The organism is Thermodesulfovibrio aggregans, assembly GCF_001514535.1.
Lineage (GTDB): Bacteria > Nitrospirota > Thermodesulfovibrionia > Thermodesulfovibrionales > Thermodesulfovibrionaceae > Thermodesulfovibrio > Thermodesulfovibrio aggregans.
The window spans coordinates 595682-615946 of record NZ_BCNO01000001.1; the positions used below are offsets into that span (position 1 = coordinate 595682).

20 protein-coding genes and 1 tRNA gene are annotated in these 20265 nt (G+C 35.5%); 13 read left to right on the plus strand and 8 right to left on the minus strand.

Features of this window, described 5'->3' with window-relative positions; all coding sequences use genetic code 11:
• The first annotated feature begins 35 nt into the window (after window positions 1-35).
• The 5 genes from TAGGR_RS03005 to TAGGR_RS03025 all read left to right on the plus strand — a co-directional run bounded on the left by TAGGR_RS03005 (window position 36) and on the right by TAGGR_RS03025 (window position 3075).
• Entirely contained in the window at window positions 36-566 is a 531-nt protein-coding gene (locus tag TAGGR_RS03005) for a surface-adhesin E family protein (protein WP_059175879.1), read from the plus strand.
• A gap of 146 nt (window positions 567-712) precedes the next feature.
• Window positions 713-1180: a hypothetical protein gene (locus TAGGR_RS03010; RefSeq protein ID WP_201783810.1), complete on the plus strand. Its 468-nt coding sequence runs from the start codon at window positions 713-715 to the stop codon at window positions 1178-1180.
• The gene (locus TAGGR_RS03015; protein WP_059175880.1) at window positions 1164-1667 is read left to right on the plus strand and encodes a hypothetical protein; all 504 of its coding nucleotides are present in this window, start codon (window positions 1164-1166) and stop codon (window positions 1665-1667) included. Before TAGGR_RS03010 ends, TAGGR_RS03015 begins: the two co-directional genes overlap by 17 nt.
• 143 nt (window positions 1668-1810) lie before the next feature.
• Window positions 1811-2002: a helix-turn-helix domain-containing protein gene (locus TAGGR_RS03020; RefSeq protein WP_059175881.1), complete on the plus strand. Its 192-nt coding sequence runs from the start codon at window positions 1811-1813 to the stop codon at window positions 2000-2002.
• Window positions 1999-3075, plus strand: a complete 1077-nt coding sequence (locus TAGGR_RS03025) for a tyrosine-type recombinase/integrase (protein WP_059175882.1) — start codon at window positions 1999-2001, stop codon at window positions 3073-3075. Before TAGGR_RS03020 ends, TAGGR_RS03025 begins: the two co-directional genes overlap by 4 nt.
• Window positions 3076-3113: 38 nt before the next feature.
• On the opposite strand, the gene TAGGR_RS03030 is transcribed toward TAGGR_RS03025, so the two are convergent.
• Window positions 3114-3186: transfer RNA gene (locus tag TAGGR_RS03030), tRNA-Ala, on the minus strand.
• Between the two features lie 106 nt (window positions 3187-3292).
• Here TAGGR_RS03030 and TAGGR_RS03035 point away from each other — a divergent pair.
• Entirely contained in the window at window positions 3293-4606 is a 1314-nt protein-coding gene (locus TAGGR_RS03035; RefSeq protein ID WP_059175883.1) for a tetratricopeptide repeat protein, read from the plus strand.
• Window positions 4603-5193, plus strand: coding sequence for an RNA ligase partner protein (locus TAGGR_RS03040; RefSeq protein ID WP_059175884.1), 591 nt, complete (start codon window positions 4603-4605; stop codon window positions 5191-5193). Before TAGGR_RS03035 ends, TAGGR_RS03040 begins: the two co-directional genes overlap by 4 nt.
• Here the strand turns inward: TAGGR_RS03040 and TAGGR_RS03045 are convergent.
• Together TAGGR_RS03045 and dnaE are read right to left on the minus strand one after the other, a co-directional pair.
• Window positions 5173-6159: an acetyl-CoA carboxylase carboxyltransferase subunit alpha gene (locus tag TAGGR_RS03045; protein ID WP_059175885.1), complete on the minus strand. Its 987-nt coding sequence runs from the start codon at window positions 6157-6159 to the stop codon at window positions 5173-5175. The two genes, TAGGR_RS03040 and TAGGR_RS03045, sit on opposite strands and share 21 nt — an antisense overlap.
• Window positions 6156-9593, minus strand: coding sequence for a DNA polymerase III subunit alpha (gene dnaE, locus TAGGR_RS03050; protein WP_236698889.1), 3438 nt, complete (start codon window positions 9591-9593; stop codon window positions 6156-6158). Before dnaE ends, TAGGR_RS03045 begins: the two co-directional genes overlap by 4 nt.
• An 80-nt stretch (window positions 9594-9673) precedes the next feature.
• On the opposite strand from dnaE, the gene yajC reads away from it, so the two are divergent.
• The 6 genes from yajC (at window position 9674) to tyrS (ending at window position 16353) form a co-directional block, all read left to right on the plus strand.
• The gene (gene yajC / locus TAGGR_RS03055) at window positions 9674-10024 is read left to right on the plus strand and encodes a preprotein translocase subunit YajC (RefSeq protein WP_059175886.1); all 351 of its coding nucleotides are present in this window, start codon (window positions 9674-9676) and stop codon (window positions 10022-10024) included.
• A 21-nt stretch (window positions 10025-10045) separates the two neighbouring features.
• Window positions 10046-11668: a protein translocase subunit SecD gene (gene secD / locus TAGGR_RS03060; protein WP_059175887.1), complete on the plus strand. Its 1623-nt coding sequence runs from the start codon at window positions 10046-10048 to the stop codon at window positions 11666-11668.
• Window positions 11665-12570 (plus strand): protein translocase subunit SecF, encoded by a 906-nt coding sequence (gene secF, locus TAGGR_RS03065; protein WP_153000427.1) that lies wholly within the window; start codon window positions 11665-11667, stop codon window positions 12568-12570. Before secD ends, secF begins: the two co-directional genes overlap by 4 nt.
• Window position 12571: 1 nt before the next feature.
• Window positions 12572-14245: a single-stranded-DNA-specific exonuclease RecJ gene (gene recJ, locus TAGGR_RS03070; protein WP_059175888.1), complete on the plus strand. Its 1674-nt coding sequence runs from the start codon at window positions 12572-12574 to the stop codon at window positions 14243-14245.
• Entirely contained in the window at window positions 14242-15036 is a 795-nt protein-coding gene (panB, locus tag TAGGR_RS03075; protein ID WP_059175889.1) for a 3-methyl-2-oxobutanoate hydroxymethyltransferase, read from the plus strand. The genes recJ and panB overlap by 4 nt, the downstream gene beginning before the upstream one ends.
• 105 nt (window positions 15037-15141) lie before the next feature.
• On the plus strand, window positions 15142-16353 hold the full coding sequence (tyrS, locus tag TAGGR_RS03080) for a tyrosine--tRNA ligase (RefSeq protein WP_153000428.1): 1212 nt from the start codon (window positions 15142-15144) through the stop codon (window positions 16351-16353).
• A gap of 175 nt (window positions 16354-16528) precedes the next feature.
• On the opposite strand, the gene TAGGR_RS03085 is transcribed toward tyrS, so the two are convergent.
• The 5 genes from TAGGR_RS03085 to TAGGR_RS03105 form a co-directional block, all read right to left on the minus strand.
• Window positions 16529-17845 carry a flagellar hook protein FlgE gene (locus TAGGR_RS03085; RefSeq protein WP_059175890.1) on the minus strand — a complete coding sequence of 439 codons (1317 nt, stop codon included), beginning with the start codon at window positions 17843-17845 and terminating at the stop codon, window positions 16529-16531.
• 12 nt (window positions 17846-17857) lie between these two features.
• Window positions 17858-18271: a flagellar hook assembly protein FlgD gene (locus tag TAGGR_RS03090; protein ID WP_059175891.1), complete on the minus strand. Its 414-nt coding sequence runs from the start codon at window positions 18269-18271 to the stop codon at window positions 17858-17860.
• Between the two features lie 14 nt (window positions 18272-18285).
• Window positions 18286-19308, minus strand: coding sequence for a flagellar hook-length control protein FliK (locus TAGGR_RS03095; protein ID WP_082673535.1), 1023 nt, complete (start codon window positions 19306-19308; stop codon window positions 18286-18288).
• A gap of 94 nt (window positions 19309-19402) precedes the next feature.
• Entirely contained in the window at window positions 19403-19855 is a 453-nt protein-coding gene (locus TAGGR_RS03100) for a MotE family protein (RefSeq protein ID WP_059175893.1), read from the minus strand.
• Complete coding sequence (locus TAGGR_RS03105; protein ID WP_161936160.1) at window positions 19855-20238, minus strand: hypothetical protein; 384 nt, start codon at window positions 20236-20238, stop codon at window positions 19855-19857. Before TAGGR_RS03105 ends, TAGGR_RS03100 begins: the two co-directional genes overlap by 1 nt.
• Between the last annotated feature and the right edge of the window lie 27 nt (window positions 20239-20265).

The following is a 20265-nucleotide window of genomic DNA, read 5'->3' on the forward strand; positions in this document are numbered from 1 at the left end:
GACAGATTCTTATTTTTTGGCTAAAATTTAGAAAAATGATAAGCAAAAAGAATAAAAAAATAGCAGTTCTGGTTTTTGTTTTATTAGGTGGTATTGGCTATCTTTATCTTGTAAGCTATATTTCTCAAAATAGTAAGAATACTCCAGAGTGGATATATATTGGGCAGAATAAGGAAGGAGACAGCATCTATTATTATAAAGACATTCAAAAAGTGAAAGGCTCTGGTTCAGTTTTTAGAGTTTGGATAAAACTTATTTTTACAAAAGAAGAATCAATTTCAACAGGAATTCTTTCAATTTTGGATCCGGTTCAGACAAAACTTATTCTTAAAGAAAATCCCAAAATAAAAATAGTAAAAACGGCAGAGGAAAAGGAGTTGCTTAAGATTGATTGCGAAAACCGAACTTTTGAATTACTTGAAGTAATTTGGTACGATAAAAAGGGAAATGTAATATTTTTTTTAAAAATACCTTCTTTCCCAGAGGAAAGTATAATAGTTCCTGACACACAGTTCGAACAGATATATAAAGTAATATGTAAAAAAGTAATTAAACATAAAAAGTAATATAAACTAAAATATTACAACGAACTTTTTCTTTCTTTTGTAATTAAAAAAGCCTGCTCAGTGTTTATTTCGGTATTAAATATCCTTATAAATTGTTAAATATTTTTTATTTTACTTCTATTGAGAGTTTTGTTAAATTTTTTAGTATGAGATTAGTTTCAGTTTTAATGATCTTGCTTTTCTTTGTATTACTAATAAGTCTTAGTGCCTGTATGACTCCAGCCCAGCACTATCAAAACCTTCCTTCTACTCAGGAAAGACAGCTAACAGTTGGTATAGTTCAAAAGGAAATTAAGACTGGAATGTCTCAAGCTGATGTAGTTGCTGTTTTAGGTTCTCCAAATATTGTTACAAGAGATAGTGAAGGAAGGGAAACATGGGTTTATGATAAAGTAGCTACTGAATATTTTTACTCAAAAGATGTTGGTGGAGTTGGTGGAGGTGCTGGTGGAGGTGGAACACCAGGAACATCTTTAATACTTGGGTTGCTTGGAGGAAGTTATAGCAGAGAAGCAGGTGCTTACTCACAAACACAGAGAACACTAACAATAATAATAAAATTTAACAAGGAAGGCAAAGTTGAGACATTCTCTTACCATGCAAGTAAGTTTTAAAGTTGCTATTGCTCTGATTTTAGTTTTCTCATTGATATTAGCTGGATGTGTTACTCCACCGCCTAAACCGCCAGAAATGACTGAACTTCAAATAAGAGAAATACAAACAAGACAATATGAAGGTGCAAACTTCAATGAAGCAATGAAAGCAGTTGTGGCATCACTACAGGATCAAGAATTTATAGTCACAAATGCAAATGAAAATTTAGGATTAGTTACCGCTTATAAAGATATTGAAGAAACAGATGAATGGACAAGATTTTGGGTAGGTGCCCAAGGAAGTTATCAAACTATAAGAAGAATTGAGGTCAATGCAACAGTAAGACAAGAAGGTAAAATCATAAAAATTAGAATTAACTTAGTTGCTAAAGGGATGACTAATACTGGTGGAGTTATTTGGACAAGACCCATATATGATTTAGAAGCTTACCAGAAAATTTTCTCTAAAATAGACAAATCTTTATTTATTGAAAAAGAAAAAATTTAAGTTTTACAAATCCTGTTCTAACATTTTTCAAAACAGCAATTAAAACTTAGTTGTGTTTAGTAAAGAGCTTTTTGCTTTTAATGAACCTTTCTTTTTAGAAATTTTTTCTTGACAATATGACCATAGTCATGTATAATTTAAACATGGACTGGAACAAAGAAGAGATAAAATGGTTCAGGCAATTGTTAGGACTAACTCAAGAACAGATGGCTAAGACCTTAGGAGTAACACAGAGTTATATATCTCACCTTGAGAGAGGTAAAAAAATACCAAATGTTTTAAAAAGGCTTCTTGACTGTCTCTATGAAAAATACAGAAAGGAGGGAAAGTTATGAAAACAAGAGGAGTGTTTAAACGGGGTGGTGTTTACTGGATAAGGTATGCTGACCCTACAGGTAAGATAGTTAGAGAAAGTGCAAGAACCAGAAACATCAACGAGGCTTTAAAACTGCTTGCAAAGAGAAAAGCAGAAATAGCAGAGGGTAAGTTTCCAGAGAAGCTTGTTATCAAAAACCATACTTTCTCTGAGCTATGCGATAGATATTCAGAATGGGCTTGTATTCAGAAATGCTTTAACAGAAGCAAGCTTTATATTATCAAAGAACTCAAAGAAAGATTTGGCAGTCTTATTCTGAGAAGATTTACCACACAGCTTGTTGAACAGTTTCAGGTTGACTTGATTAAGCAGGGGCTTAAACCTGCTACCATTAACAGAAAGCTTGCCTGTCTTAAGCATATGTTCACCAAAGCTCAGCAGTGGGATATGGTAGAGGAAGAAGTTTTAAAGAGAATCAGAAAGGTTAAGTTTCTTAAAGAAAACAACAGAAGACTTAGATACCTTTCAGTAGAAGAGATTCAGAGATTGCTTTCCTGTTGTGACAGACATTTATATCCGATTGTCTTTACTGCTTTGAATACAGGAATGCGTAAAGATGAGATACTGTCTTTAAGATGGAGCAATGTTGACCTTAAGAACGGATACATCCACATTGAGAAAACAAAAAACTCAGAAAGAAGAGACATTCCAATGAACGATGCTTTACTGTCTTTGTTCAGAAAGCTTTTTACAGAAAGAAAGATTGATGTTGATTATGTTTTTGTGAATCCTCTAACAAATACAAGATACTATGATGTAAAAAGAAGCTTTAATCATGCTTTAAGAAAGGCTGACATTAAAGACTTCCACTTCCACGACTTAAGACACACCTTCGCAAGCCAGCTTGTTATGAACGGAGTTGACCTTACAACTGTTAAAGAACTCTTGGGGCACAAAGACATTAAGATGACCTTAAGATACTCACACCTTGCACCAGAACATAAATCCAGAGCTGTAAGCTGTCTCAGCCGCATTTTTTCAACATCAAAAAAAGTAAGTGACACAAAAACTGACACAGTCACTAATTTTTAGGATTGTGCTATGTGGTGGAAACCCTTGATTTTACTTGATGGAGCTGAGGGGAGTCGAACCCCCGACCTCTTGAATGCCATTCAAGCGCTCTCCCAACTGAGCTACAGCCCCGACTTTTAAAGTTAACATATCTATACATTTATTTGTCAATTCCTATTAATTTTTCCGACTTTTTTAAGGTATAATTAAAAAACTGCTAAACTGAGAGGTATTTGATATGTCAAAGTTTCTTATCTTTCTGTTACTTGTTTTTCTAACTATTATTGGACTCTTTGCCATGGAAAATAAAGAAATGGTAATTCTTAAAGTACCTTTTGGTGCATCCTATGAAATGCCCAAGATAGGATTAATGCTGCTTTCTTTAAGTTTTGGAGCTTTTTTTGTTTTTATCGTTTTCTTTATTAGAGATACTTCTAATTTAATAAACAGATTTCAGTTACAGAAAAAACAGAAAAAAGAGGAAAAAATAAAGGATTACTATGCAAAGGCACTTAATGCAATAATGAGAGACAAAGTTCAGGAAGCAAAGGAAGCATTAAAAGAAATATTAAAAGAGGAACCAGAACACATAGATGCTCTTATCAGACTTGGAGACCTCTCAATGAAAGAGGAAGACTATAAGACTGCACTAAAATATTACAAAAAAGCTTATGAGCTTGACCCTAAAAACATTGTGCCTCTTTTCTCTTTAGAAAGTGTTATGGAAAAGATGAATGAAAACGAACTTGCTTTAAAATACATTGAACAGATTATAAGTCTTGAACCAGACAGTCCTCTTGCTCATTACAAAATGAGAACTATTCTGGAGCGACTTGAAAAATGGGAAGAGTTGATCACTCTTCAGAAAAAGATTCTAAAGCTTGTTCCTGAATATAAAAGAGCAGAAGAAGAGAAAAGGCTTGTAGGATATACATACGAATACGGCAGAGTAAATCTTGAATCAGGCGATATTGAGCAGGCTGAAAAGATTTTTTCCAGTCTTGTTAAGAATTATCCAGAGTTTGTCCCTGCATATCTTGGAATGACAGAGGTTATTCTTTCCAAAGAAGGAGTTGAAGAAGCCATTGATTTTCTCCAAAAATCTTACGATACCTTAAAATCAAAGCTTTTGCTTATAAGACTTGAAGACTTACTTATAAGTATAGGTGATCCTAAAAGGTTGATACAATTTTATCTTAAAGCAATAAATGAAAAACCCGATGATGTGGAACTTAAATTTCTCCTTGGAAGACTTTATTATCGTCTTGAGATGATTGATGATGCCATAGAAACTTTATCTTCCATTGATCCAGCCATATGTTCAACACCAAAACTTCACTGCATAAAGGGATATCTCTATTTAAGGAGAAATCAGATTCCAAAAGCTGTGTCTGAATTCAAAGAGTTATGTCCTGAAAGCAAGGTATCAAATCTCTCATATTTATGTAAAGAGTGTCATTCAACATTTGAAGAATGGACTGGAAGATGTCCAGTATGTGGTACATGGAATAGCTTTGAGGTTGATTTGAGAGGCTGTGAAATTCTAAAATGATCAATTTTTTCTTTAAAAAAAGAAAGATAGTCCTTGATACAAGCGTTTTTGTTAATCCAGATATAAGAAATCTCTTTGGAGATAGTCCAGAAAAGGCTATTGAAGAATTTGTAAAGATAGCTAAAAGAACAAGGAATCTTGAATTTTACATTCCCTCCTCTGTGTTTAAAGAGTTGATGTATTTCGTTGATGAAAAAAAAATTCCAAAGGATTTTTATTTTATAATTCGAATTAAGTCTCCTGATAAACACAGAAATGTATGCCCTGCCATATTTTTCTATGAGCTTGTTGAAGAGATGAGACATAGAATAAATAAGGGTTTGAGGGTTGCAGAGAATGCTGTAAGAAATGCTATACATAAAGAAACTGACGAAATAATCAAAGACTTGAGAAAAAAATACAGGGAAGCTCTTCGTGAAGGTATCATTGATAGTAAAGAGGATGTTGATCTAATATTTCTTTCTTTGCAACTTCAAGCATCGCTTGTTACAGGGGATCAGGGACTGATTAAGTGGGCTGATAAATTGGGAATTGAATGGATTGTCCCTGAAAAATTTAGAGATTTTCTACTTTCTGCGATTGATTGAACTCCAGAAGTTACCAATTTTTCTGAATTTTTCATATCTTCTCTTAATAAGTTCTTCAGTTGGAATTTTAGCAAGTTCTGCTATTGTACTCAATATTTTAGCTTTAATTTTTTTGCCTACTTCCTGAGGGTCTCTATGAGCTCCTCCAAGAGGTTCACTGATAATGTCGTCAATAATTCCGAATTTCTTTAAATCCTGCGCTGTAAGTTTAAGTGCTTCTGCTGCTCTCATGTAATCTTCTACACCAACATCTGAGTTTTTTTTCCAGAGAATTGCGGCACATCCTTCGGGCGAAATAACTGAATAAATCGAATGTTCAAGCATAAAAATTCTATCACATACACTGAGAGCAAGAGCTCCTCCACTGCCCCCTTCTCCAATTACAAATCCAATGAGAGGTGTTTTAAGTAAAGACATCTCCATAAGATTCGTGGCAATTGCTTCAGCTTGACCTCTTTCCTCTGCACCTATACCAGGAAAAGCACCTGGAGTGTCAATCATTGTAATAACAGGTATGGAAAATCTTTCTGCTAGTTTCATTACTCTTAAAGCTTTTCTGTATCCTTCTGGATGAGCCTGACCAAAGTTTCGGTAAATTCTTTCTTTTATTGTTCTGCCCTTTTGATGCCCGACAACTGCATATGACTTTCCATCAATTTTACCAACTCCTGCTACTACAGCTGGATCATCGCCAAATCTACGATCTCCGTGAAGTTCAATAAAGTCTTCAAAAATCATTGAAATATAATCAAGGGTATAAGGCCTTTCTGGATGTCTTGCAATCTGAGTTTTCTGCCAGGGAGTTAGATTTGAGTATACTTCTGTTTTTAGTTCTTTTAGTTTTTTATTAAGTCTTTTTATTTCCTGAGAAAGGTCAATCTCACTACCATCAGATAGTTTTTTTAACTCCTCAATTTTTATCTCCAATTCCTGTATGGGTTTTTCAAAATCAAGATAATAGGTCATATAATTCTCACCTGACAATTTTCAATTTTTTGTATTTTTGTCTCAAAATCAAGAGACGGCTCAAAAGGACTTAAAATTATAACATGACAATCAGGCAGATTTAAACATATATATATCTTACCTTCTCCATTACGGGTTTCTTCAAGACATTGCCTGATTTCCTTCAAAGTTTTGTAAGCTTTTTCAGTATCTGAACAATCAATGCTTAATTCATACTTTATTTTTAGATCTATATTTTTCAAATCTTCTATTTGTCTTGCAAGAAATTTAGTTGAATCAGGTGATTTAAATATGATGCCTTTAATTAGAATTAAATTTTTTTCTGTCAAAATACTGCTACATTTTTTAAAAAGTTCAGGATAAATTACGACTTCCAATCTACCTGTCTCATCCTCTATTGTTATATAAGCAGTCACTCCCTTTTCTTTTGCTTTACTTTTAACTTCTTCTACGATGCCTGCTATCTGGATTTCCTGTTCCTGCTGTTCAGTATCAACAATGTCATCTTCTGCTGTATCAAAAATTTCAGCAATTGTTGAGATATTCATCTTATTCAAAGCAGGTCTTAGAGGTTTCAAAGGATGACCTGTAAGATAAAACCCGAGTGCAGCCTTTTCCTCGCTCAAAAGTTTTTCATTATCCCAAGGCTTTATATGTTGCTCATTAAAAAATAGTCCACCTGCCAAATTTTTACCCTTAAATGACAGAAGTTCGTGCATGGCAAAAGCTCTTGCCTGATTTGGAGTGCATTGAGGATAAAGAGAATCAAATGCTCCTGCTTTGATAAGAGACTCTATGACTTTTTTATTAACTTTTCTTGTATCAATTCTGCTCAGGAAATCAGCCATTGATGTAAACTTTTTCTTTTTCCTCTCACTGAGAATGCTCTGAAGGGCTGAAAATCCAACCCCTTTAACAGCTTCAAGTCCGAACCTGATAAAATTTTCTTTTACAGTAAAAATTCTGTCACTTTCATTTATATCAGGTCCTTTAATCTCAATGCCCCATGCTTTACATTCGTTAATAAACTTTACAATCTGATTTGTATCTCCCATTTCATTGGAAAGGTTTGCTGCAAAAAATTCCTTAGGATAATGGGCTTTTAAATAGGCAGTAATATATGATAGATAAGCATAGGCTGCAGAGTGAGATTTATTAAATCCGTATTCACCAAAAGCTGCCATTATGTTGAATAAAGATTCTGCTTTATCCTGAGGAACTCCATTTTTTTGAGCTCCTTGAACAAACTCTTCCTTAAGGCTTGCCATAAGCTCTGGAATCTTTTTCCCCATTGCCTTTCTTAAAACATCAGCCTGTCCCATTGTGAAGCCTGCAATTTTATTGGCAATTCTCATAACCTGTTCCTGATAGAGAATTACACCATAGGTTTCATTGAGTATTTCCTTTAATTCGGGGAGATCATACTCTACAGGCACCAGTCCTTTTTTTCTCTTTATAAAATCATCAACCATTCCACTACCAAGAGGTCCTGGTCTGTAAAGGGCAACAAGTGCAATGAGGTCCTCAAATCTCTCGGGCTCCATTCTTTTCAGGAGCTCTCTCATTCCTCTACTTTCAAGTTGAAATACTCCTGTTGTATGACCTGAACAAAGAAGTTGGTAAGTTTTTGGATCATCGAGAGGAATTTTCTCTAAATCTATATATTTGCCTTGAGCTTTAGCATAGTTTATTGTTTCATCAATAACAGTAAGAGTTTTTAATCCTAAAAAGTCAAATTTGAGCAGTCCAACATCTTCAAGAGCTTTCATATCAAATTGAGTTATTATAGTTTCTTCACCGGAATTTTTATACAGAGGCATTAAATTCTGAAGAGGCTCTGGAGAGATAACAACTCCTGCAGCATGTTGAGAGGCGTGTCTCACAAGTCCCTCAAGTCTTAAAGCTATGTCAATCAGTTCTTTAACCTTTTCAGATTTATTATAAAGCTCTTTAAGTCTTGGTTCTAAATTTAAAGCCTGCTCCAGAGATGGGCATGCAAATGGTATCATTTTCGCAATTTTATCCACATCACCATAGGGAATATTCAATGCTCTTCCTACATCTCTTACTACTGCCCTTGCTGCCATTGTTCCGAAAGTTATGATATGGGCTACTTTATCACTTCCATATTTTTCAGCAACATATCTAATCACTTCTTCTCTTCTTGTTTTGCAAAAGTCCACATCAATATCAGGCATACTTATTCTTTCAGGATTTAGAAATCTCTCAAAAAGAAGTCCATATTTTATAGGATCAATATCTGTAATTTTAAGTGCATAGGCAACAAGACTTCCTGCTGCTGAACCCCTGCCAGGTCCAACAGGAATATTTTTCTTTCTTGCATAGTTTATGAAATCCCATACAATAAGGAAATAGGAGGCAAATCCCATCTCTGTTATAACTTTGAGCTCTTCATCGAGACGCTTTATATAGTCTTCAGGCACACTGTCTTTAAATCTTTCCTTTAACCCTTCCTGAGCAAGTTTTTTCAGATATTCTTCTGGTGAGTATCCTTCAGGAACATGATATTTGGGGAGCTTGTATTCGCCAAGTTTAAAGTTGAAATTACATCTATCGGCGATTTCCAGAGTATTTTTCAATGACTCTGGAATTTCCCGAAAGGCTGAGTACATCTCCTCAGATGATTTAAAATAAAACTCATCTGTCTGAAATTTCATTCTTTTTTCATCTTTTATGGTTTTTCCTGTCTGAATGCATAGCAAAATTTCATGTGCTCTTGCATCGGATTTATGAAGATAGTGACAATCATTTGTAGCAACCAGAGGGATGTTAAATTTTTTTGAAATCTCTATTAGTCCTTTGTTTGCTTTATCCTGGTCAGAGAGTCCATTTGACTGGATTTCAAGGAAAAAATTCTCTCCAAAAATTTCTTTCAAATTTTTTGCTATGCTTTCAGCTTTTTCCATATTTCCATAGACAATATTGTATGGAATCTCTCCTTTGAGACATCCTGAAAGAGCGATAAGTCCTTTATTGTATTGACTTAAAAGTTCCATATCGACTCTTGGTTTATAGTAAAATCCTTCAATATATGAAAGACTTACAAGACGGTTGAGATTTCTATATCCCTCTTCATTTTCCACTAAAACAGTAAGATGAAATGAAGCTTCCTCTGGCGTGCCAGAGTCTTTGCTTATCTTGGCTTTGTCAAAACGGCTTTCAGGTGCTACATATATTTCGCAACCTATAATTGGTTTTATTCCTGATTTTTTGGCTTTTTTAAAAAATTCTACTACTCCAAAGAGATTTCCATGATCAGTAATAGCTACCGCTGGCATTTGATATTTTTTTACCTGTTCAAGCAGTTCATCAATTTTTATTGCGCCATCAAGAAGGCTATACTCTGTATGAACATGAAGATGGACAAATTCGTGTACGCTCATATTATGAAATGTTAAAATTTTGCTTTCCATTAAGTCAATTTGTGAAAAACTTGAGATTTTTTAATAAAGCTTGCTACTATAAAAAGATTTAAAATTTTAGGAGGTGAATTATGTCTATTTTGAATCTTATATCAGATGCCCATGCCATGGGTACTCCTCCACAGGGAGGTGCACAGGGTGATCCAATAATGAGCCTGATTGCCAGTTTATTACCACTATTTTTAATCATCGTTGTCTTCTACTTTTTACTTATCAGACCACAGCAGAAAAGAGCCAAAGAACACAGGCAGATGCTTGAGAATTTAAAAAAAGGAGACAAGGTAATCACTGTTGGAGGAATATACGGAGTTGTTGAGAGTGTTACCCCTAATACAGTGGTTTTAAAGATTGCTGATAATGTAAAGGTTAAATTTTCGAAGCAATCAGTGGCTGCATTAAGACCACCCACAGATGAGGACTAATTTTACTGGAATAGAAAAGTTATGAGAAAAGGTATTTATATCAGGATTGCATTGATTCTGGCAACTGTCATTATAGCGTTTATTTTCTTTCTACCAAATACACCTCTTTTTGAGTTTATGCCTGATTGGTGGAAGAAAAATATGCCCCATAAAGGAATTGTTCTTGGTCTTGACTTAAGAGGGGGCTCCCATCTTATTTTTGAAGTTGACATCAAAAGAGCACGGCAGATAACAGTTGAAAGAACAGGAATGCACCTCGGAAGCCTTCTTGAAAAAAAAGGTATAAAAGCCTCTGTAAAAACTGAAGGTGAAAAAATAATTATCCAACCAGTAAACGATGAAATAAAAAAGCTTGTAAAAGAAAATTATCCTGACCTTTCTATCTCTCAACAAAATGATGTATATGTTTGTGAATTTCCTGAATCAGCTTTCAAAAGAGTTGAGACCACATCAGTTGAACAGGCAATTGAAGTAATTCGTAATAGAATTGACCAGCTTGGAGTTGCTGAGCCAGCAATACATAAGCAGGGAGAAAATGAGATAGTGGTGCAACTTCCAGGGGTAAAGGATCCTAAGAAAGCCCTCGAAATAATCGGAAAAACCGCTCAGCTTGAGTTTAAACTTCTTGATGAAGAAACTACTCTATGGAATGAACTTCCTTCATTGATAAAGGCTGGGGAAGAAGAAGCATTTTTAAATCAGTGGAAGAACAAACTTCCAGAAGGTGATGAAATAGTTTTTCAAAAAATTGTAAACAAAGAAACGGGCGAAGTTTACAAAAGACCCTACATTGTAAAAAAAGAAGCCTTACTTACAGGAGACCTTCTTGCAGAGGCTCATGTAAGTATTGACCAGAGATTTAACGAACCTTACGTATCTTTGAGATTCAATGATGCTGGGGCAAAGATTTTTGAAGAGATAACAGCCAAATATGTCAAACACAGACTTGCCATAATACTTGACGGAACTCTTTATTCGGCACCTGTAATTCAGGAAAGAATTGAGGGTGGCAATGCCCAGATTACAGGAAGCTTTACACTTGAGGAAGCAAAAGACCTTGCAATTGTCCTCAGAGCTGGAGCACTGCCAGCTCCTGTAAGGCTTATTCAGAATGTAACAGTTGGTCCAACTCTTGGAAAAGACTCAATTGAAGCAGGCAAAAGGGCTGTAATCATTGCGGCCGTATTTGTCTCTTTATTTATGGTCTTTTATTATCGTTTAAGTGGAGTTATTGCTGACTTTGCTTTGATACTGAATATAGTTCTTCTTATTGGAGCACTTGCTGCATTGAATGCGACTCTTACATTACCAGGTATCGCAGGAGTGGCTTTAGCAATTGGTATGGCTGTCGATTCCAATGTTTTAATGTTTGAAAGGATAAGGGAAGAACTCAGGCTTGGAAAAACTCCTAAAGCAGCAATCGAGTCTGGATACAAAAAAGCATTCTGGACCATATTTGACTCCCATGTTACAACTCTTATAACTGCAGCAGTGCTTTTCCATTTTGGTTCAGGACCTATTAAGGGATTTGCAGTAACACTTTCACTTGGCGTTGCAATAAATCTATTTACAGCACTAATAGGGACAAAAACAGTCTTTGACTTTATATATCTTGGAAAGGAGCGCAGGAGTCTTAGTATATGATACAGATACTTGGAAAAACAAACATTGATTTTCTCGGGAAAAAATATATTGCTCTCGGATTTTCCTGTTTAATGATAATTCTTGGAATATTTGCGATCTTTCAGATTCATGAAGGAAAAGCAAATCTTGGAGTTGACTTTGCTGGAGGATTGAGTCTTCAGGTAAGATTTTCTCAGCCTGTAACACTTTCCGAGATTAGAACAATACTTGATAAAGCAGGGATAAAAGATGCTGATATACAGGAACTTCCAACAGAAAAAAAGATTCTCATAAAGCTAAAAAAACAACAGGAGGGTGCACAGGATGCAGTTGAAAAAACCCTTAAAGAAAACCTTGCAAACAAAGAACCTTTGATAGAGTCAATTACTGAAATTGGTCCAAAGATTGGTGAAAGAACAAAAAGAGATGCACTCCTTGCAATTGCTGCTGCTACGCTTGGAATACTTATATACATTGCCATAAGATTTAGATTCCACTTTTCAATCGGTGCAACTGTGGCAACCTTTCACGATGTTATGGCTGTTCTTGGAATCTTCTATATTCTGAACAAAGAGATAAATCTAATTTTCATAAGTGCTCTGTTAACAATCGCAGGATACTCTCTCACTGATACTGTAGTAGTCTTTGATAGAATCCGTGAAAATCTTGGTAAAGTAGCAAAAGGAACGATGAGCCTTGAGGCATTGATGAATAAAAGCATAAATGAGGTTTTATCAAGAACAATTGTAACATCTCTTACCACATTTCTGTCAGCAGTAGCACTTTTTTTCTTCGGAGGAGAAGTTTTGCATGACTTTGCTCTTGCCATGATGATTGGAATAGTAATTGGAACTTATTCATCCATATTTGTGGCAAGTCCTGTAGTGCTTCTGCTTGGCAAGAATTCTCTTATAAAGAGATAAAATGCAATACAGTGAATGGGTTGTTGTAAAAACGAATCAGGATTATCTTCAGTATCTGTCAAGGGCTTTAAATATATCAATTCCTGTGGCACAGACTCTTGTCTCCAGAGGACTCAAAGATGTAGAGGAAATTTATTCCTTTTTAAATCCATCGATTGACCTGATTGATCCCTTTAGCATTTCAGGAGTTTACGAAGCTACTAAAATAATAAATGAAGCCATTCGTTCAGGTATAAAGATTCTTATAAATGGTGATTATGATGCTGATGGTTTGACTTCAACGGCAATTCTCTATGACATTTTAAAAAAGATGGGAGCTTCGGTCTACTATCACATTCCTCATAGAATTCATCATGGATATGGTTTAACTCAGACAGGTATTGAAGAGGCAAAGAGGATAGGAGCAAAGCTTATAATTACTGTTGACTGCGGAATAAGAGATTTTGAGATTGTTCAATATGCAAAAAAAGAGGGAATTGAGACAATAATTACAGATCATCATGAACCTTTAAGAATAGATGGAGAAACTGTGCTTCCCGAGGCTTTGACTGTAATAAATCCTAAAATTGATGAAAACTCACCATATATATCTTTGGCAGGTGTTGGAGTTGCCTTCATGCTTGCTATGGCATTAAATCGTGAAGAGGCAATGCAGTATCTTGACCTTGTAACCTTAGGAACATATGCGGATATGGTTCCTCTTGATACTATGAATAGAGCATTGGTGAAGCCTGGTTGGAAACTTATTGAAAATCCTGTAAGAACTTCAATAAAAATATTGAAAGACATAGCAGGAGTAAACTCAAGCTGTTTAAAAAATTTTCATTTGAGCTATTGTCTCATACCAAGAATTAATGCTCCTGGAAGAGTTGATCATGCAGCAGATGTGGTAAAATTTTTAACTTCTGATATCATTGAAGAAGCTGAAAATATCGGACAGTGGATTAATCAGATAAATTCCTTTAGACAGAAAATAGAAGAAAAAATCATAGAAGAGATTGAGCAAAAACTGAAAAGAGAGTTTAACGATGAGCCAGCTGTTGTGCTATGGGGAGACTGGCATCTTGGAGTCGTTGGAACAGTTGCAAGCAAACTTCTTGAAAGATTTAACAGACCCGTATTTATAATGGCAATAGATAAAGACAGGGTAAAGGGTTCTGCAAGAGCTCCTCAGGGTATTGATTTACAGAAAATTCTTTTTGACTGCAAGGATCTGCTAATACGTTACGGCGGTCACAAGCAGGCAGCAGGAGTAATGCTTTATAGAGAAAAACTTGAAGAGTTTAAGGATAGGCTTTGTAAATTGTTAGAAAACATGGATATGGAGCGGATTAATATACTTCAATTAGACGCTGCTGTAAGTCTTGAAGAGATTAATGAGAAAGTGACAGAAGAGATAAAACTTCTCGAACCTTTTGGACCAGGGAATCGTGAACCTCTTTTTGGAGCAAAGGAGCTCACTGTGGTAAATTTAAGAAAGGTGGGGAGTAATCATCTTAAGATGTTTTTAAAACAGAACGGAAGAACTATTTCTGCTATAGGTTTTGATATGGCAGAAGAGCCAGTTCTTGAAGGATGCCTGATTGATGCAGCATTTACTCCAACAATAAATGAATGGGAAGGAGGAAGAACTCTTCAACTTCAACTTAAGGCAATAAGAAGGACTCAAAGATGAGATTTAATGTCAATGATTTGTTAAGTAAAAAAAAGCAGGCACAAAAGATCACCATGCTTACAGCCTATGACTATCCTTTTGCCCATATTGTTGATGAAGCAGGGATAGACATTATTCTTGTTGGAGACTCTCTTTCGATGGTTGTTCAGGGAAATGATACAACACTGCCTGTAACAATGGAGGAGATAATCTATCACACTAAGATTGTGGTTAAATCAACAAAGAGAGCAATGATAGTTGCTGATATGCCTTTTATGTCTTATCAGGTAAGTGTTGAAGAAGCTGTAAGGAATGCGGGCAGAATAATAAAAGAAACCGGTGCCCATGCTGTAAAGCTTGAAGGTGGAAGGGAAATTCTTTCACAGGTTAAAGCCTTGACTGAGGCAGAGATTCCTGTAATTGGACATCTCGGACTTACTCCTCAGGCAGTACTCAGAATGGGAGGATATAGACTTCAGGGAAAAACCGAGGAACAGGCAAGGAGAATAAAGGAAGATGCACTAAGACTTCAGGATAAAGGTGCAGTAGCAATAGTTCTTGAGGTAATTCCTTCAGAACTTGCAAGAGAGATTACTGAAAGTCTTGAAATTCCTACAATAGGAATTGGCGCAGGTCCATACTGCGATGGACAGGTTCTGGTAATACATGATTTGCTTGGACTTTTTGAGAAGTTTACTCCAAAATTTGTAAAGAAATATGCCAATTTAAAAGATGAAATTATGAAGGCAGTAAAACAGTACAAAGAAGAAGTTGAAAAGGGTATATTCCCAGATAAAGAACACTCATTTTAAAACTTTGAACTTTGAATTTTGAACCTTGAATCACCCGTTAGGGTGGTTGAATTGCCGTAAGGCGGTTGAACCTTGAACTTTGAATTTTAAAAAGGGGGATGAAAGATGCTGACACCGGAAAAACAGCTTGAAATCATAAAAAGAGGAACTGTTGAGATAATCCTTGAAGAAGACCTCAAGAAAAAACTTGAAAAAGCTTACAAAGAAGGTAAACCCCTGCGAATAAAAGTTGGATTTGATCCAACTGCACCGGATATTCATCTTGGTCATACTGTTCTTTTAGAAAAAATGAGACAGTTTCAGGAACTTGGACACGAAGTTATTTTTCTTATTGGCGATTTTACAGGAATGATAGGAGATCCCTCTGGTAAAACAGAAACAAGAAAACCTCTTACAAGAGAGGAAGTTCTTAAAAATGCTGAAACATACAAGGACCAGGTTTTTAAGATTCTTGATCCTGAAAAAACATTGATAATGTTTAACAGTGAGTGGTTTAACAAAATGACAGCCCTTGATATGTGTCGTCTTGCTGGAGCAGAGACTGTTGCAAGAATGCTTGAAAGAGAAGATTTTAAAAAGCGATTTACAGAAGGTCGTCCAATTACAATTCTGGAATTTCTATATCCACTACTTCAGGCTTATGACTCAGTTTATCTTAAAGCAGACATAGAACTTGGAGGCACTGATCAGAAGTTTAATCTTCTTATGGGAAGACAGTTAATGAAAATGTACGGTATGGAAGAGCAGGTTGTCATAATGATGCCTCTTCTTGAAGGACTTGACGGTGTGCAGAAGATGTCAAAGAGTCTCGGAAACTACATTGGAATTAATGAGCCACCAGATGAGATGTTTGGCAAGATAATGTCAATTAATGATGAATTGATGCTTAAATATTATGAACTTCTAAGTCACATATCTATTGAAGAGCTTAATGAACTTAAAAAAGGTATCAAGGAAGGTAAGATTAATCCAAGGGATGCTAAAGAATCCCTTGCAGTTGAGATTGTTACAAGATATCATGGTAAAGAGCTGGCAGAGAAGGCAAGGGAGAATTTTATTAAGCTTTTTAGAAAGAAAGAGATTCCTGAAGAAATTGAAACTGTAGAGTTGAAAGATGAAGGAGAAGGAATCTGGCTTCCAAAGATATTGAAAGAACAGGGACTTACTAAAAGCACATCAGAGGCAATAAGGCTTATAAAGCAGGGTGGTGTCAGAGTTAATAATGAGCCTCTGGTCAATCCTGATATAAAAATCAAGGCTGGTGAATATATTGTAAAAGTTGGCAAAAGAAGATTTATCAGAATAAAGGTGAGTTAGCCATTTCGTTGCAATGTTTGAAAATAATTGAAATTCCTTAGATTGTTTTGCAAGCTCAGAATGGTAGAGGAGAGACTGCTTCGGGGCATTGAGCCCCTCGCAGTGACAGAAAAGATATTGTCAGGCATTGTTCAGGTTTGCTTTAACTATCAGAGTATCGCCTTAATTAGAAACATTACCTTATTATGTTCATTAATTCGTTTAGCATGTTGTCAGTCGTTGTAATTACCCTCACATTTGCCTGATAGGCTCTCTGGGCAGCAATCATTCTTATGAATTCTTCAGCAAGGTCAACATTGCTTGACTCAAGAGAATTCGCATAAACTTTGCCGACACCAACAGTTCCTGGTGCACCGTATGTTGGTCCGCCTGAACCGTATGATTCAAGATAGAGATTATTCCCTACCTTTGTTAAATTATGTGCAGCAACAAACTTTGCAAGTACAACCTGCGCAACTTTTTTAACTTGACCATTCGTGAATACTCCTGAGACTACACCATCCTGATCAACTGTTACTGCAATCAGGTTTCCTGAGGAATAACCATTTTGAGTCTGAAATACAACAGCATTAGGTGAACCGTACTGAGTTGAGTTAGAGAAACTTAAATTAACATTTTGAGGAGATGTTACTCCCCAACTTGAAAAATTCAGGCTTGCTGTAGGTGTGAAATTTGGATTAGGAGGAACATGGGGCGTTGTAACATAAACATCTGATAGAGCGCCATCGGTATTGAAAGATAAGGTTATAGGTTGAACTCCAGTTGTGCTGCTATCAAAATCAACTTCAACATAATTGGTACCCGTGGCGCTGTCATTGTAAACAACATGTGCCTCCCAGGTATTTTGAGCAATTTTGCGAAAATATGTATAAACAAGATGAGGATTACCCTGACTGTCATATATTGTAATGGCTGTAGAGAAGTTATATGTGTTAGAAGCTGGTAGGTTTGTCCCTGAGGGGGGTGTCCATGGTGCTGATGGTATATCATCTCTTGAATCCAAATTCATCTGCATGGATATTTTATTGGTTGCTGATGGGTCACTCATCAGTCCTGCAAGATATACATCACCAATCTCACCTGTGACACTGCCAGTTGCATCCATTTGATATGCTTGAAGTCTGTATCCATTTGGATCAACCACATAGCCTTCTTTATCAAGTCTGAACTGACCTGCACGGGTATAATAGGTTGGTCCATTAAGTTGCCTTACTACAAAAAATCCATCTCCCTCTATTGCCAGATCAAGAGGATTGGATGTGGTCTCAAGAGTTCCCTGCGTAAACATCTTTTGAATGTCAATGATCATAGTTCCACGACCAACCTGCATTGCTGATGCTCCACCAAGTGTCTGACTCAGTATATCTCCAAAATTAGCTCTGCTTGCTTTAAAACCAACAGTGTTTGCATTGGCAATGTTATCTCCTATTACTGAAAGGGCAAGTCCATTTGCATTCAGTCCACTTATTCCTGTAAAAAGTGATGTTAACATAGTATCACCTCCTTAGGCTTTTATCTCTTTAATCTGATTCATGGAAATATAATCATCACCAATGTTTATCTTAAGTTTACCCTCTTCAATAGCAATTCCTTTTACCACATATTCCCTGCCGTCAGTGGTTGTAACTGTTTTTCCTATTATTGTTGAGCCAACCATTAATGCATTTGAGTAAATCTGATAGGTTGATAGATCTTCAAGTGTTTTGTTTATATTCATAACCTGTTCAAGTGCCGAAAACATTGTAAGCTGTCCCATGAACTCTACATTATCCAATGGATTTAGAGGATCCTGATACTTAAGCTGTGCTGTGAGAAGTTTTAAAAATGCCTCTTTGTCTATATTGTTATTGCCGGTAGCATTTGATTTCGGTTGCACCGTGTAAAGTGGATTGTCAAATATTGTTGTTAAATCTGCCATTTTAGTTCCTCCTTTTATACGAAATACTCAAAAAATTTCTGATTACCTTTGTGTTTTCTCTGTCCCTGACCATTGTATGAATCGGAGTATCCACGATTTTCCTTCATTAAATCAAGCAGAAAATCAGATACCTTTACTCCTGAAGATTGAAGATTACTCTTGATTTCAGGAATAAGTCCTGTAAGAGCTTCCTTAACATGGGGATAGTCAACTTTCATATCAGCCCTGATACCTGCATTATCCATGGAAAGCTTAATTAGTATTTTGCCAAGCTCTGGTGGTTCAAGCTGTACTATAAGTGTTTTCTGAGAGTTTGATAGAGCTTTGAAAACTATATTTGAGATTTCCTTTAGCTGAGTAAAAGGCAGTTCAACCTTTTGTTGAACATCATTTATATCACTACTTTTACTTTGAATCGTGTGAAAAATATTTAGTTTTGTGTCATTTTCAATCGTTAGACTTTTTTCTATCAATATTTTTGAGTTGTTGCTTTGATTTTTTGATGTAGATTCATTAATAACAACTGAGTCTTTAACTGGAAACTCATTCTGGTCTAATTTAGATAACTCTAAAGAATGACTCAGCCTGGCTTTTAGAGGTTCTAAAGAGTTTAGTTGATTAACGGAATCATCTGTCTGATTGTTTACCTGATTTGATAGGTTTTTTAAATCAATTTTTTCAATCAAATTTTGAAATTCACTTTTATTGAGATGTAAATTTTGCAAAACACTTTTTAGTTCCTTCATATCTATCTGCCCTGATTTAAAAAGGTTGAGAAGAGAGAGTTTTAGGTCCTGTGGAAGTTGTTCAATCTGAGTCTGGGTAAATGTAATTTCCTGTGTTTGTAAAAAGGGAAAGGGAAAAACAAAAAAGTTATAGTTTACTGAATTATTAGTTGAGTTTTTTTGATTTTCAAAGAGGATTTTAAAAAGTTCATTTAAGATATCTTCAAATCCTGCCAGTTGTTTTGTTGAAGCAGTAGAATTTTGGTTAATTAAGTTTAAGCTATTCATATCTATGTTTGTTGGTAGTATCATGCAAAAATACAATACAAACTATGTGCCAGTCTTAATGTGTTAATTTTTGAGAATTTTTCTATTGAAAAGATTGATTAAAGGAGGAAAAAATTTCCTACCTGGATGCTTTTTCTTTTATTTCCACCATTCTTTTAGACAGTACTGCAGCCTTTTCAGGTGATACATTGGCAAGAATTTTCCCTGCCTGACGGGGCTTTATTGCAAGAAGAAGAGTTACTGCAGTTTCATTGTCAAGTTTTTCAATTCTGGCTGCAGCTTCTTCAGGAGGCATAGATTCGTATATCTTTGCAAGTCTTTGATAGTTCTCCTGTTGTGCTCTTTCAAGTTGGGCTTTAATTTCCTCCTGTTGTTTTATCTTTGCTTCAATTTCACTTTTAAGTTTTTTTAACTCCTCAGTTTTTTTAGCAAGGTCTTCCTGAAGTATTTTTAATCTTTCTTCCTCTATGGATGTAGCCTGTTTAGTTGATGTCTGTTGACCAATTAAGGTGCCTGCAGCTATTCCTAAAACGAGAATTAATACGGCAAAAATAACTGCTTTTTTAAACATTATTCGCTCCTTATTCTGCCTGTGAAAACATCTAAGATAAGTTTTTCTTCCAATTTTTCTCTTTGCATCTTTATTGTGGTAATGAGTTTATCATAAAGTTGCTCAATCTTTTTTCTCTCTTTAAAGGCTTCTTCATAAAGTTGTCTCTGCTTTTCAACTTCCTCATCTATTTTTTTTATTAATTCCTGAACTTCAATCAATTGATTTGTAAGATACTGGATTTCATCGAAGATTGAAACAATTTTTTCTGAAGTTGCCTCTTTGAGAAATGTAACCGAATCCAATCTTCCCTTAAGTTCTTTTAGATATAGTTCCAGTTTGTGTCTCTCTGAAAGCATTTCTACGAATTTCTGTTTTTCAAGTTCTTCCTGCCACTGCTTCAATTTTAATATCATATTTAGTGTATTCGT